This is a genomic window from Allocoleopsis sp., assembly GCF_036703385.1.
GTDB lineage: Bacteria > Cyanobacteriota > Cyanobacteriia > Cyanobacteriales > Coleofasciculaceae > Allocoleopsis.
The window spans coordinates 1-13,079 of the sequence record NZ_DATNPA010000547.1 but is presented as its reverse complement, the minus strand read 5'-3'; the positions used below and the strand labels follow the sequence as shown (position 1 = coordinate 13,079).

At 47.0% G+C, this 13,079-nt stretch carries 13 protein-coding genes and 3 pseudogenes; 6 read left to right on the top strand and 10 right to left on the bottom strand.

Annotated elements, in window-relative coordinates:
* Together V6C93_RS26755 and V6C93_RS38470 are read right to left on the bottom strand one after the other, a co-directional pair.
* Positions 1–248: tetratricopeptide repeat protein (locus V6C93_RS26755; RefSeq protein WP_333479714.1), on the bottom strand; the 248-nt coding region annotated here is incomplete at its 3' end.
* Positions 226–528, bottom strand: a pseudogene (locus tag V6C93_RS38470) (HNH endonuclease); the annotation flags it as partial. The pseudogene V6C93_RS38470 and the gene V6C93_RS26755, both read right to left, overlap by 23 nt.
* Before the next feature lie 278 nt (positions 529–806).
* Between V6C93_RS38470 and V6C93_RS26750 the strand changes: the two are divergent.
* A complete protein-coding gene (locus V6C93_RS26750) occupies positions 807–1,034 on the top strand; it encodes a hypothetical protein (protein ID WP_333479713.1) in 228 nt (75 codons plus the stop codon).
* 446 nt (positions 1,035–1,480) lie between these two features.
* Positions 1,481–2,233, top strand: coding sequence for a phosphoadenylyl-sulfate reductase (locus V6C93_RS26745; protein ID WP_333479712.1), 753 nt, complete (start codon positions 1,481–1,483; stop codon positions 2,231–2,233).
* 196 nt (positions 2,234–2,429) lie between these two features.
* On the opposite strand, the gene V6C93_RS26740 is transcribed toward V6C93_RS26745, so the two are convergent.
* Complete coding sequence (locus tag V6C93_RS26740) at positions 2,430–3,068, bottom strand: Uma2 family endonuclease (protein ID WP_333479711.1); 639 nt, start codon at positions 3,066–3,068, stop codon at positions 2,430–2,432.
* 66 nt (positions 3,069–3,134) lie between these two features.
* Between V6C93_RS26740 and V6C93_RS26735 the strand changes: the two genes are divergently transcribed.
* On the top strand, positions 3,135–3,737 hold the full coding sequence (locus tag V6C93_RS26735) for a hypothetical protein (RefSeq protein ID WP_333479710.1): 603 nt from the start codon (positions 3,135–3,137) through the stop codon (positions 3,735–3,737).
* A 24-nt stretch (positions 3,738–3,761) separates the two neighbouring features.
* On the opposite strand, the gene V6C93_RS26730 is transcribed toward V6C93_RS26735, so the two are convergent.
* The 6 genes from V6C93_RS26730 to V6C93_RS26705 form a co-directional block, all read right to left on the bottom strand.
* Positions 3,762–5,816, bottom strand: coding sequence for a response regulator (locus tag V6C93_RS26730; protein WP_333479709.1), 2,055 nt, complete (start codon positions 5,814–5,816; stop codon positions 3,762–3,764).
* Positions 5,777–6,223 carry a response regulator gene (locus tag V6C93_RS26725; protein WP_333479708.1) on the bottom strand — a complete coding sequence of 149 codons (447 nt, stop codon included), beginning with the start codon at positions 6,221–6,223 and terminating at the stop codon, positions 5,777–5,779. The genes V6C93_RS26730 and V6C93_RS26725 overlap by 40 nt, the downstream gene beginning before the upstream one ends.
* Entirely contained in the window at positions 6,177–8,486 is a 2,310-nt protein-coding gene (locus tag V6C93_RS26720; protein ID WP_333479707.1) for an ATP-binding protein, read from the bottom strand. Before V6C93_RS26720 ends, V6C93_RS26725 begins: the two co-directional genes overlap by 47 nt.
* A 401-nt stretch (positions 8,487–8,887) precedes the next feature.
* Complete coding sequence (locus tag V6C93_RS26715; protein WP_349262854.1) at positions 8,888–9,328, bottom strand: response regulator; 441 nt, start codon at positions 9,326–9,328, stop codon at positions 8,888–8,890.
* A gap of 216 nt (positions 9,329–9,544) precedes the next feature.
* A complete protein-coding gene (locus V6C93_RS26710; protein ID WP_333479705.1) occupies positions 9,545–9,814 on the bottom strand; it encodes a hypothetical protein in 270 nt (89 codons plus the stop codon).
* Between the two features lie 162 nt (positions 9,815–9,976).
* Positions 9,977–10,213, bottom strand: coding sequence for a hypothetical protein (locus tag V6C93_RS26705; RefSeq protein ID WP_333479704.1), 237 nt, complete (start codon positions 10,211–10,213; stop codon positions 9,977–9,979).
* 136 nt (positions 10,214–10,349) lie between these two features.
* On the opposite strand from V6C93_RS26705, the gene V6C93_RS26700 reads away from it, so the two are divergent.
* Positions 10,350–11,411 carry a response regulator gene (locus tag V6C93_RS26700; RefSeq protein WP_333479703.1) on the top strand — a complete coding sequence of 354 codons (1,062 nt, stop codon included), beginning with the start codon at positions 10,350–10,352 and terminating at the stop codon, positions 11,409–11,411.
* A gap of 136 nt (positions 11,412–11,547) precedes the next feature.
* Positions 11,548–12,021 (top strand): PAS domain-containing protein, encoded by a 474-nt coding sequence (locus tag V6C93_RS26695; RefSeq protein ID WP_333479702.1) that lies wholly within the window; start codon positions 11,548–11,550, stop codon positions 12,019–12,021.
* Here the strand turns inward: V6C93_RS26695 and V6C93_RS26690 are convergent.
* A pseudogene (locus V6C93_RS26690) lies at positions 12,014–12,776 on the bottom strand (IS5 family transposase). The gene V6C93_RS26695 and the pseudogene V6C93_RS26690 sit on opposite strands and share 8 nt — an antisense overlap.
* A gap of 97 nt (positions 12,777–12,873) precedes the next feature.
* On the opposite strand from V6C93_RS26690, the pseudogene V6C93_RS38830 reads away from it, so the two are divergent.
* Positions 12,874–13,079, top strand: a pseudogene (locus V6C93_RS38830) (PAS domain-containing protein); the annotation flags it as partial.

The following is a 13,079-nucleotide window of genomic DNA, read 5'->3' as shown; positions in this document are numbered from 1 at the left end:
TCAATCGCTTTGTCGAAGTCTCCCAGGACAAGGTAAGCCCTTCCCAGACCAAGCAGGGTATTTGCCTCCCCTCCTCTGTCTTTGAGACCCTTTGCGATCGCCAAGCTCTGCTGGAGGTAATTAATCGCTTTGGCCTGGTCTCCGAATTGAAGATAAGCCGCTCCCAGATTGAGCAGGGCAGCTACTTCCCCTCTTCGGTCTTGTATACCCTTGGCGATCTCCAAAATTGTCGTATTTATCCTTTCCACCTTTCGATTTCGGGATTTTATGGTCAATCTCCATCACATCTTCCTCGCGGAAGTGTAACTCGCACCAGGCGCATTTCCCTTTCTGTTTCTTCAAGAGCATTGATACTCTTGTTGGCATCTCAGGGCTTTCACCTTTTCTTTTGCTCCAATAAACTAGGTTCCCATTGTATGGTGACGCTTCGCCTTTAACTTTTACATGCCGAATTATAGGTGTATTGGCATGACTTAATAACCGAAGGGGATTATTTTCCTTCCTGGTTGCGAAGACCCAGTTTTCGCCAGTCTATCGAGCGCCATTCCACCATCAGTTGTTGAGACTGTGTTTTAGACATATTTACTCTTACTTGGACTCTATCTTCCAAATCACCGTGGGAACGTCAGCATATCCAGGGCATTACCCCTGGCATTCGCTTCTTTCCCAATCTCTCCTACCCGTTGTATACGGTTAGCACCTGCTCTCGGTATTCGACCTCCAAGAGAACAAACGGGAGGTTACTTCGTTCCGAATGACCATACTATGTACCTTTAGAGTGACACTTTTCGCCGGGTTTATGGGAAGTGCGTGTTGGTCGAGCAGCCTATCGCCAACTCCCTATCCTTAACCTTTTGGTTCCAGCCTATACCTCGCTATTAACTCGGTCAGCCTTATTTGGCTGGTTTAAAATAACGACGAATCGGACGTGTCTTCAAGCCGGGGCTTTACTCATGGGTATTTTGCTCGATGGATACCAGATTAGGCTTCCAGTATTGCCACCTTTTCACCCCGCTTCTCGGATTGATGGCTAGTCGCTACCGAGAGGGTGATGCTTTCACTCCTGCACCTGGAGGGAGGGTTTTGCACCCTCATGGTCATTCAGTTATCGTGGTTCAGATGGCTTGCGCCTCTTTTACCAAGTCCGTCATCCCTAAGTATTACTACTTATTTCGACGGAACGAATCGCACGACAGCCTTTTTATCGTATATCAGAGAATGCGATCTGCTTTGCAGCAGCGCTAGGCTAACGCCTCGCTTCGCTAACGCTATCGCTTCTGGGTTGGCGTAAGCTAATCAGCATAAAACATGGCCTAGCTGGGACGGGCAGGATGCCCATCTCACAAGAAAAAGGCTGAAATCTCACTCCGAAATTAAATGTACAAAAGCTTACCCCTTTTCTCGCAACCTGTACGACGAGCTACCGCTTGATAAAATATAGTTTTGCCACCAGACGATCCTTTTCTTGAGAACATCCACTATGGCGCAGTTCACCCAACAGAACGTTGCTTCACTTGATATTCCGACACTTGAGACGGAACTGTCCCGCCAAAGCCCGCAAAAAATTCTCGAACGTGCGTTGAACTTATTTGACAACCTTGCCATTTCGTTCAGTGGTGCCGAGGATGTTGTCCTGATTGACATGGCGCACAAGATTAATCCAGATATCAAAGTCTTCAGCCTCGATACTGGTCGTCTTCATGCCGAAACCTATCAGTTTATTGAGCGCGTCAGAAAGCATTACGGGATTGCGATCGAAATCATGTATCCTGATGCCGCCCAAATCGAAGCTTTAGTCAAGGCAAAAGGTCTGTTCAGCTTCTATGAGGATGGGCACAAGGAATGTTGTGATATTCGTAAGGTTGCCCCTCTGCGCCGCAAGCTATCGACTTTGGATGCCTGGGTTACAGGACAACGCAAAGATCAAAATCCATCCACACGCGCCAGTGTTCCTGTGGTTCAAGTGGATAATGCCTTCTCAACCAATGAGCGTCAACTAATTAAATTCAACCCGCTTGCCAATTGGTCATCCACTGATGTTTGGATGTACATTCGCTCCTACGAAGTTCCCTATAATGCTTTGCATGAGCGTGGCTTTATCAGCATTGGTTGCGAACCCTGTACTCGCCCCGTGTTACCCAATCAACATGAGCGGGAAGGTCGTTGGTGGTGGGAAGATGCAGGTAAAAAGGAGTGCGGCTTACACATGATTAATCAGACTCAGGAATCTTGAGAGCCTGTTTCTCCAAAAATGTAGATTCCCTATATCTCTTCCATCCTCACACAAGAGTTGCGATCGCTCCGGCTTGAAAATTTACTTTGCTATTCTGAGTTTTTTACGGATAGTGATTTAGGTTGGCTAGGGCGATCGCACATTGGCGGTTGAGACTGGAGGAGGCGATAGCTCATCATCAGGGCTTTAGGCCGTTTTATGACCCATTACCTAATCCTTGCTTGAGGTCACGGATTGCGGCACTGGTGTTACGTTCATAAGCAATTTGAAGACATCGAGTAATCACCTCTTGTAGCTGGATTTTAGGAAAATAGAGGCTGTTTTCCTGAAGATGATATTCCGTCTCTTGCAACTGGTAAATCAACAGTTGCTTTTTGCGAAATAACCAAATTTCAGGAACTCGATAAGGTAAATAATCATTGACATTTGAATAACTCGTCACGTCAATTTCCAGCACGAAATCAGGTGGGGGTTCGCTACTCCAATCAATTCGCTCTTTCCCAGAAACCGCTTCCCAATTGTCAATGTAGAAACAATAGTCTGGCTCAATGCCACTCTCCTGGGGCAGTTCCATCGTTACGGGGGTAAAGGCATCGTATTCCCGCCTGGTGTAATCTAGAAGCACTTTGATAACGTCAGCAATCAGACTAGCATCCCGTCCATGTTTGGGCAGAGGAGACATGAGCAATACTTCTCCATCGTGATACTTGATCCGAGGCAGGGAGCCATCCCCTCGTTGCTGACATAGGGTTTGATACTCTTGCCACGTTGCAAGCAACCGCACTACCGCTCCTGGTGGCAGTTGGATTTTGTCGGGTGAGACGAGAGCAAACATGGCTTAAACTCCCTTGCGTAACCGCTTAGTGCAATGATATCGAGATTTGTGTAGAGGAAAATCTTTATGCCTTATTGTAAATTTACCCTTAGTAAAGCTGTAGACGATTTTCAACTCACTATCGTTGAAGGCGATCCTTTTCTTCCAGAGGTTCCCCCAGTCAATCCCAGTTCTTTGCTCAAAGATACGCTGAAAGAAACGCTACCTTGGGCGATCGCCGTGAGTAGTGAAAAAGCGCGTTCCGAAGGCATTATCAATCCAGTCTTGTTAGAAGTCAAACGTCAGCTCAAAGGGCAAATTAGTGTCTTTTCGGGTGAAGAGTTTAACGTGCAGCCAGAAGTTGAGTTGACGGGCTATGTCGATTTTCTGATTAGTCGCTCTCCAGAGCAGTTGTTTATTAAAGCTCCGGCGGTGGTTTTGGTAGAAGCGAAAAAAGAAGACCTTAAACCAGCACTTGGACAATGTTTAGCCGAAATGGTGGCTGCTCAACGATTTAATCAACAGAAGCAACAGCCGATTTCAACGATCTACGGAACAGTGACGAGTGGTACAGTTTGGCGGTTTCTCCAACTAGAAGGACAAACTGTGACGATTGATTTGACTGATTATCCACTGCCGCCAGTTGAACAAATTTTGGGCAAACTGGTTTGGATGGTGCAAAATGGCTGACGTAAGGTGAACAGAGTTGACAAATTACGAAGATGTACAGCGATCTTTGTGCAAAATTTGCAGCAGTTCCCTCGTCATAAATGGCTTAGGCAAGAAACCCTGACAACCGACGCGTTCAGCTTGAAGTACGGCTTCTGTAGAGTTGAGTCCACTCATGACGACTACATAAACAGCCGGATTGAATTGACGGAGTAGGGGAATGATCGCCAAACCATCGACTGAGGGCATCATCATATCGATTAAGACGCCTTGAATCTTATCTTTGTACTCCGCAAAAACCGAGACAGCCTCAATTCCATCACTGGCAGTTAATACTCGATAATTATAAGTTTCTAGGATTGTTTTAGTACTTTCACGAATCGCGGCTTCATCATCGACTACTAAAATTAATTCCTGATGACCCAATAGCAACTCTAAATGCTTGCCTGTTGGCACTACTGTGGATGGATTGGCAGGCAGATAGACCTTAAATGTGCTGCCTTTGTTCACTTCACTTTGTACATCCACAAATCCCCCATGACTCTTCACAATACCCAAGACAGCAGAGAGTCCTAACCCAGTCCCTTTCCCAATCTCTTTGGTGGTAAAAAATGGGTCAAAAATCCGGTGCAGGATATCGGGTGGAATGCCCGTTCCGGTATCGGTAACAGTCACGATAACATAGGAACCAACATTAGCATCCAAATGCATCCTGGCATACTGTTCATCAATCAGCAAATTCTCAGCATTAATCTGTAAAACACCACCCTCTGGCATCGCATCACGGGCATTTACACATAGGTTCATAAACACCTGATGCATTTGGGTCACATCACCTAATATCATCCATAAATCGGAGGAAATATCGGTATGGATGTCGATTGATTTAGGCAGGGTCTGTTGAATAATTTTTCTAATTTCTAACAGCAAGTGATTCATTTGAATAGTCACTCGCTTTCCTTCTACACCCCGCGCAAACGATAGAATTTGTTTGACGAGTCCTGCTCCCCGTTGGGCGCTGGTTTCTATCGTTTTAATCATTTGTCGGGTTTGGTCATTGACATCAGGAAACTTGAGCGGTAATAATTGAGCGCCCATCAGAATTGGGCTCAGAATATTGTTGAGATCATGAGCAATTCCACTGGCAAGTGTTCCAAGACTTTCCAATCGTTGCGCTCGTAAAAATTGCGCTTCCAGCTGTTTTTTTTCGGTAATATCCATGTGGATACCAATCATCCGCATGGGTTTGCCTGTCAGGTCATGGAAGAGGCTGCTTTTAACGGCAATCCAGCGAATTTCTCCATTCGGCCAGATGATGCGAAACTCGGTATCCAATCCCTGTCCCACCCTAACCGCTTGCCAGAGTTCCTGTTCGGTGTTGGGGCGATCGTCGGGATGAAGGGTTTGAATCCAATCGTCGTATCGACCGTTAAAGCTCCCCGGAGCCAGCCCATACAGAGCCTCTAGCTCAGCCGCCCAGGTAATTTCATTGGATGGGATACTCCATTCAAAGGTGCCAATCTTACCGGCTTTTTGCGCCAATTCCAACCGTTCTTGAATTCTCTGACACCACTCAATCTCTCGTCTGAGTAATTCATTGGCTGTTTCGAGTTCAGCGGTGCGCTCTTGTACCCGCAGTTCCAAGATTTCGTTGGCTTCTCGTAGAGCTTCGGCGGCTTGTTTGCGCTCGATCGCATAACGTAGGGAGCGCACTAAAATATCTTGGTTGAGCTGTCGCTTCACCAGGTAGTCTTGTGCCCCATGCCGGACAGCCTCCACCGCGAGTTCATCATCATTCGTATTGGTCAACACCACAATCGGCAGCTTGGGAGCGTGCTCGATGAGCGAATCCAGGGAGGCTAACCCATAACTGTCGGGTAGGGTGAGGTCGAGCAAAATCACATCGAAGTGATCGACTTCGATTTGCATGATCGCATCCCTCAGCCGCTTCACATGAGCCAATTTAAAGCGGCTGATCAAACTACCCTTGAGGACTTCCTGAAGTAAGCGAGCTTCTGCCAGGTTGTCCTCAACGAGCAGGATGTTAACAAAATTTCTGCCTACGCGCTTTCCGGTGGCAGCGTTGCTGTCTCCAACCAAAATTCCTCAATCCCCTGGACAATTTTGAACAATTGTGTTAAATTGCGTGATTTTGAGATATAGCAGTTGACGTGTAAATCGTAGCTTTTTGATATATCCTCCTCGTTGCGGGATGTCGATAGGACAATAATCGGAATGTGCTTGAGGGACGGGTCTGCTTTAATTTCTGCCAGTACTTCCCGTCCATCCTTTTTGGGCAGGTTCAGGTCGAGCAGAATGATGTCTGGACGAACCGCATCTGCATACTCTCCATCTTGCCGCAGATAAGCCATAGCTTCCATGCCATCCCGCGCAATCACTACTTCACACTGGGCGGCAGTGCTTCTGAGTGCTTCCTGGATGAGCCGGATATCACCTCGGTTATCTTCGACCAAAAGGATAGTTTTGTTTCTTGTGTCCACTGGCATGATGGCGATCGCGTCCTCCTACAGGAATCGTGAAAAAGAAGGTTGCACCTTTGCCCAGTTCGGATTCGACCCAGATTTGTCCCCGGTGGCACTCCACAATTTTCTTGCAGATAGCCAGTCCCATGCCAGAACCGGGATACTCATCACGGGTATGCAGGCGTTGGAAAATCACAAAGATGCGATCGGCAAACTGCGGATCGATGCCAATGCCGTTGTCCTGAACCGAGAACAGCCACGAATCTTCCTGTCGTTGCACTCCCACATGAATCCGAGGTGCTTCGTCCTTCTTCCTAAACTTAATGGCGTTCCCAAGCAAGTTTTGGAACAGTTGCATCAGCTGCGTACTGTCCGCCACGATGGTTGGCATCGGATTGTAGCTAATCTCAGCACCCGTTTCGGCAATCCGTCCCCGCAGATTCGCGAGTGCCTGGTTCAACGCTGTCTCTACCTCAGTCAGTTCCCATTCAATTCCTTTCAGGTCTACTTTAGAGTACACCAGCACATCATCAATTAGGGTCTGCATGAGACTAACGCCATCAACCGCAAAGCCAATAAACTCTTTACCATCTTCATCCAGTTCTTCGTTATAGCGCATCTCTAGTAACTGGACAAAATTCGCCACCTGATTCAGGGGTTCTTGTAAGTCATGAGAGGCCACATAGGCAAACTTTTTCAATTCTGCGTTGGAGCGTTCCAAATCTTGAGCCAGTAATGCCAGTTCTTCTGCCTGCCGTAACACGATGTTCACGATCGCCTTTCTCAACTCTAGCGTGGCTTTAACTTCTACCGGCTTCCACGGTAAAGACTTCAGGCGTACCGTTTCCTTCCATAACTCAAAGGATTTACGAGGACATAGGCGTAGATCGCTGTTAGACTGCTTCAGTTCGTAGGCATGATTTGGATCGCCTCCCCAGTTGACTGTCTGAATCACTTCTGGACGGAACCACAGCACATAGCTGCGTTTGGAGATGGGAATCGCCAGCATTCCACTGGCAACTTCCTTAAACCGTTCGGCATCGGAGTAAATCAGGGGCAGAGAATCCGTATAGAAGACTTCCTCATCTACCGTTTTCGCTAGCCATTGCACTAGGTAATTGAGTTCCTCTTCCGGTGGCGTCCGACCCAGTGTTGTCCACTGCCCATTGAAACAAATAGCTGCTCCCTTAGCATTCGCCAAGTCCAGCAAGTTCGGCTCATGCTGAATCAATCCATCAATAAAGTTGTCCTCCTGGGACATATACTCTATCAATGCCGATTGGACGTGCGCCAGCTTCATGCGATAGTTGTAGTCGGCCTCTTCCTCGCGGGTGAAGATTTCTGCAAAAATCACCCGTCCCAGGAATTCGCAGGCTTTGCGCAATTCGTAAGGCACATGCTTGGGGGTGCGATGGTGACAGGCAATCAGTCCCCAAAGCTTCTCATCCTTCATTAAGGAAATAGTCAGTGATGCGCCAACTCCCATGTTGTGTAGGTACTCAAGGTGGCAGGGATAGGCACTCCGTAGGATCGAGAGGGTCAGATCGACGGGCTGATTCGTAATTGGATTGTCGCTGGGATAAAGCTCCACAGGTTCAGCATGGGCGCTGGGAATCACCCGAATCCAGTTGGATAGGAACATTTTTCGAGCCGGTTGGGGAATATCCGACTCTGGATAGTGCAAACCCAAATAAGGCTCCATATCCTCTAATTTTTCTTCGGCAACCACTTCGCCATGCCCATCTTCATCAAATTTGTAGAGCATTACGCGATCAAATCCCGTGACCTTACGAACTTCCCGGACAATGATTTGACAAAAGTCTTGAAGGTTGGAGGTTGTTTCGAGCTGGTTAATTGATGCTCTAGCCAGATGATAAAAACTTAAAAATGGAATCGTTTCTTGAGTTAGTGCGGGTTCCAATTCCAGCACTAAAAATCCATCCGCACTGCGGTGAAAAACCGCATCAAATACTAAATAATCATCTCCTTTGCGCCTGACCCAAACCTTTGTCGGATTGATTAAATCTAGATTTTCACGGGACAATCCCATCCTGAGCCGATCGACCTGAAAGGTATCTATAATATCATCCAGGGTCTTACCCAGAATTGCTTCAGGAACAACGCCAAAGGCTGTAGCCGTATTCCTGCTGACCTGTAAAACCGTTAATTCAGGTTCTTGTAAGACTAGTAATACTCCGTGAGGTTGGACTTTAGTCAAGATATGAATCGGTGGTTGTTTTAGCCGACTTAAGTTAATATCTTGCATTTCTAAATTTATACCTACCATGATTGTTCTCCATAGAATGGGATAGAAAATTAACAACCCTTTTTGATATGACCTCTACGAGCCACTCATATTTTGGAGGTTAGATTTTCAAAATTATTTGTATCCGCGCAGAATCTAGACGTTGGCTACAGCAGATAAAATTTATGCCGCCGTTGATACACCCATGATTCAATTTTAATGTTTTACTTTTGTTATGGCGTTAAAAATATTTACTTCCTCCTCCAATTTGGAGAATATTACAGAAAATTCCTACCTCACTGAAGTAAACCTTAAATAAAATAGAGTAATTATCAAATTAAGGATAAATTAGTTTATGTCCAACCAATAAATCCTAGTGACTTATTTTATTTGTATTAACAAAACTATATTTATTGTAATAAAGATACCAATAGGGTCATTAACTACTCTATCGGGAGAGTAACAATCCCTAACCAAAATTCTTCAATACGTTTAACAATCTGAAACAACTGCTCCAGATCCGAGGATTTGACTACATAACAATTTCCCTGAAGTGCGTAGCTTGTGAAAATGTCCTCTTCATGGTCAGAAATCGTTAAGACCACAATGGGAATCCGCCTAAGCTTTGGGTCAGCTTTAATCTCTGCTAAGAGTTCTCTGCCATCTTTGCCGGACAAATTTAAGTCAAGCAAGATCAGATCAGGACGGATCGCGTCGGCATAGTGCCCTCGGCGATGCAGAAAGTCCATCACCTTTACGCCATCAGCAAGCGCCACAATTTGATACTGTCCTGATTTTTCATTGAGTGCGTCTTTGATCAGACGGGTATGATCGGGGCTATCTTCCACAACTAGAATTAACCGCTGTGCCGGAGATTCTTCCATATACAAGGCAATATTCAACTACCAACCAGACTGTTCTGATTAAGACAAAAATACTCAATGACAGAGTAGTTCAGAATTCTTATCCATTTATCATACCGCTGGGAAGACTCCCGGCACAGCAATAGCAAGCCCTAGATAGGAAAGGAAGTAAAAACAGGGGCGTTTAACCCCTCTTTTTGGCCAGTATTCTAACAGTTAAAGATTGTACAGCGGTCTTCATTCCTTCTCCTGTTGAGAACTCATTAAAGAGGCGAGGCGCGAGAACCAGTAAACGATTTCAGGGTCACAACAGGTAGTCAGTCTGGCAATTTCTACAGCAATTTGGTAAGCTTCGGAGCCTTTGGGGTGATTAGCCAGTCCTGCATGATTCAATAGTGCTGCCTTTAGGTCGCCTGGATATGCAGGTAAAGTGTGACGGTTTGAGGAGTGGATACTATGGAGAATGGGACTCCAGTCAATGCCGTCTACGATAAAGCGGTTGCTCATTTCCTTAAAGTTTACCTACGATGCTGGGTGGGATACCCTTCCAAGTTGGCTTAACTTTGCTTTAAATACTGTAAAAACCTTGCAAAGAAGAGTGTCACAAGCCTAAAAAATTGGTGAGTATATCCTGTTTAAGAAAAAACTTCTCCCCTCCCGCTAGGGGGGTCAGATGTAGCGCCATTTGCCCAGAGCCCCGACTGCTTCAAGCAGTCGGGGCCCTAACACCGTATTTAGTTCTTCATTCGCCGCCTGAATTTCTTCTTTCGCGGTTTCCAGTTCCTCATTGGTACTTTGCAACTCTTCATTGCTCGACAAAATCTCTTCGTTGGCGGCTCTCAAGTTCTGGTTCGTGGCTTGCTGCTCCTCAATGATCGATTGCAGATGCTCTCGGTTCTGTAACAATTCACTAAACTAGAAGCAAGAGTTGTTATCGGCTGAAGTTCTTTGGTGCTGCTGGAATGAAAGTAGAGAAATCCTTAAAAATTGCGCCACTTAAGAAGAAAGCCAGTAAGTGAGCAGCAACACTCCTATGTAATTTATGAACGAAGAGCAGTTTCTTCAACACTTCCAAGCAATCCATGCCCAAATGGCAGCACTGCATAAATATAGGGTGCAGTTGCCGCAGGAGCAACAGGAACAGATGGCAAAAATCTTTGAGGCGATCGCTATCTCCCTGGAACATCTCCAATTGAGTTACGAGGAGATGCAGACGAGTTTAGAGGCATCAACAGTCGTTGAGGAGGAGATTCTCCAACAGAGCGAGCAAGCGGTAGCAGAACGCGATCGCTATTACGACTTGTTTCAATTTGCACCGGATGCCTACTTGCTGACGGATGCCAATGCATTAATTCTGGAAGCCAACGCTTCGGCTCGTAAGCTGCTGAATATTCGCCCGAACTCCCTAGTTCGTATGCCATTGGCTGGTTTTGTCCCACAGGAAGAGCGTCGAGCGTTTCGCTCATATCTGAACCAGATGAGGCAACTCCAGCCAGTGGAGGATTTGGAAATTAGTCTGTGTCCAAGAGATAGTGAGCCGTTCGCGGCACAGTTGAAAGTTGCGATCGCCCGCGATTCGTCTGGTGACATCGAAGCCTTGCGGATTGGTATACGAGACATCAGTCAATATAAGCAAGCAGTTGCTAAACCATTACAGTCGCTTGAACAGCAGCAGGACGAGGTGTCTCGGTACACCACAGCTCAGGTATCTTCACTGCCAAGTTCGCTTGATGGATTGCAGGTTCTCATTGTGGATGACGAAGGCGATGCCCGCGAATTTATCACTGCCGTTCTAGAGTCTCACGGAATTCACGTAACGGCTGTTGCAACAGCTGCCGAGGCATTGGCGACACTGGAGGGATTCTGTCCCGATGTCCTGGTTAGCGACATTCGGATGCCGGATGACGATGGGTATAGTCTGATTCGCAAGATACGCCAACTGGAATCCGAAAAAGGATGGCACATTCCAGCGGCTGCTCTCACAGCTTATCTGGCAGAAGACCGGGAAAAGGCACTTGCAGCCGGATTTGAATCGCATCTCCACAAGTTGGCTCAGCCAACCGAGTTAGTTGAAATGGTCGCTCGGTTGGCGGGTCGAGTCTGAGTCTCAGAACTGTGACTTCTCCCTTGAAGTTGGAGTTCTTATTCCACCGATCGCGTTAGATATAAATATTATGATATGGATGGATTGACCCAAAGCCAGAAAAATTCTCCTGCTTTGGGTCAATTCGCATAATTCTATGCAACCAGAAAACGTTAACCCAAACGATAAGCGTACCGAACGGCTGACCCTAGGGGAGAAACAAAGACGGCTCGAATTGTGTTTGACGAGCGCAGGTCTTGGCATTTGGACGTATAACATTGCGACGGATGAATTTTGGGCAAACGATCGCGCCAAACACCTGCATGGGCATGAGCCACACGAAGTCCACACCTTTGCAGAAGCCGGAGCGAACATTCACCCTGAAGACCGCGATCGCGCTCAAGTCGCTATTGCCGAGGCGATCCAAACCTGCTCTAAACTACAACTCGAATATCGCGTTGTCTGGCGAGATGGCAGCATTCGTTGGCTCGCGTCTCAGGCTGAGTTCGTGCCATTGGGTGAGCCAGGTAAAGGCATGTTTCATGGCAGCGTGCAAGATATCAGCGATCGCCTTCGACTCGAAGGCGATCGCAAACGCCACGAAGCAGCCTTAGGGCGTGTCATCAATTAAGCCAGATAACGACAGCAGCAAGATAAATTGCTCCCAAAAAGTTCCTTGCCCGTTTATCGTAACGTGTGGCAATCCCTCGATATTGCTTGAGATGGGCAAAGAAATTCTCAATCAAATGTCGTGCTTTGTACAAGTCTCGATCATACTCACGCTGAACAGTACGGTTGCACTTAGGTGGAATAACCGCTGTTTTACCTTGTTGTTTAAGTCGCTCTCTTCCCGCGCTCATCAGCATCGTATCCCTTGTCGGCAAGGAGTGTCTCAGCAGCAAGCCCATTGAGGAGAACATCGGCTCCATCAAGATCACAGGCTTGTCCAGGAGTCAGGTGAAAGCCTCTCTTGATTGCCTAAAGCATCCACCAAAGCGTGAATCTTGGTACTCAATCCACCTTTGCTGCGACCAATGGCTTCGCTAGCAGCATCCCCCCCTTTGTCCCGGCACTATGCTGGTGGGCACGCACAATGGTCGAGTCTATCATCGCGTATTCGTTGTCTGCATCGTCAGCTAATGCCTCAAATACCCCTTGCCACACTCCGCGCTTTGCCCATCGACTGAAACGGGTATGAACTACTCGAAAATCGCCAAATCTTTCGGGTAGGTCCCGCCAGGGAATGCCTGCTCGGTAGCGATACAGCACAGCTTCGACAAACAATCGATTGTCCTTAGCCGTCACTCCGACCGTTTCTTTTCGCCCTGGTAGTAGGTCTTTGATGCGTTCCCACTGGTCATCCCGCAAAGCATAGCGGCGCGTCATCTTAGCACTCCTGTGATTACTCAACTCGCGAAGAGGCTATCGATTTTAAACTAGATTGACGCCTATTTGATGACACGCCCTAGCCGCATCGGAAGAAAAATATCGATCGCTGTTCAATTCGATCGACGAGGGCGTGACCACGCTCGAAATCATCTTCGACGAGAACGAGAAAGCCTTTGACTACCGCTTTCTCGAAACCAACCCAGCGCTGACCAAGATGACCGGACTGACCGACGAAATCATTGGCAAGACCGTCAGCGAAGTCGTTCCGAATTTGGAAGCATTTTGGTTTGAGACCTTCGA

What these genes read in the sequence shown, in the direction of transcription:
- V6C93_RS26725 (WP_333479708.1), bottom strand. Translation starts at nt 6,223, where the DNA reads ATGCCAGTGGACACAAGAAACAAAACTATCCTTTTGGTCGAAGATAAC.
- V6C93_RS26745 (WP_333479712.1), top strand. Translation starts at nt 1,481, where the DNA reads ATGGCGCAGTTCACCCAACAGAACGTTGCTTCACTTGATATTCCGACA.
- V6C93_RS26710 (WP_333479705.1), bottom strand. Translation starts at nt 9,814, where the DNA reads ATGAGCAACCGCTTTATCGTAGACGGCATTGACTGGAGTCCCATTCTC.
- V6C93_RS26700 (WP_333479703.1), top strand. Translation starts at nt 10,350, where the DNA reads ATGAACGAAGAGCAGTTTCTTCAACACTTCCAAGCAATCCATGCCCAA.
- V6C93_RS26715 (WP_349262854.1), bottom strand. Translation starts at nt 9,328, where the DNA reads ATGGAAGAATCTCCGGCACAGCGGTTAATTCTAGTTGTGGAAGATAGC.
- V6C93_RS26720 (WP_333479707.1), bottom strand. Translation starts at nt 8,486, where the DNA reads ATGGTAGGTATAAATTTAGAAATGCAAGATATTAACTTAAGTCGGCTA.
- V6C93_RS26695 (WP_333479702.1), top strand. Translation starts at nt 11,548, where the DNA reads ATGCAACCAGAAAACGTTAACCCAAACGATAAGCGTACCGAACGGCTG.
- V6C93_RS26735 (WP_333479710.1), top strand. Translation starts at nt 3,135, where the DNA reads ATGCCTTATTGTAAATTTACCCTTAGTAAAGCTGTAGACGATTTTCAA.
- V6C93_RS26740 (WP_333479711.1), bottom strand. Translation starts at nt 3,068, where the DNA reads ATGTTTGCTCTCGTCTCACCCGACAAAATCCAACTGCCACCAGGAGCG.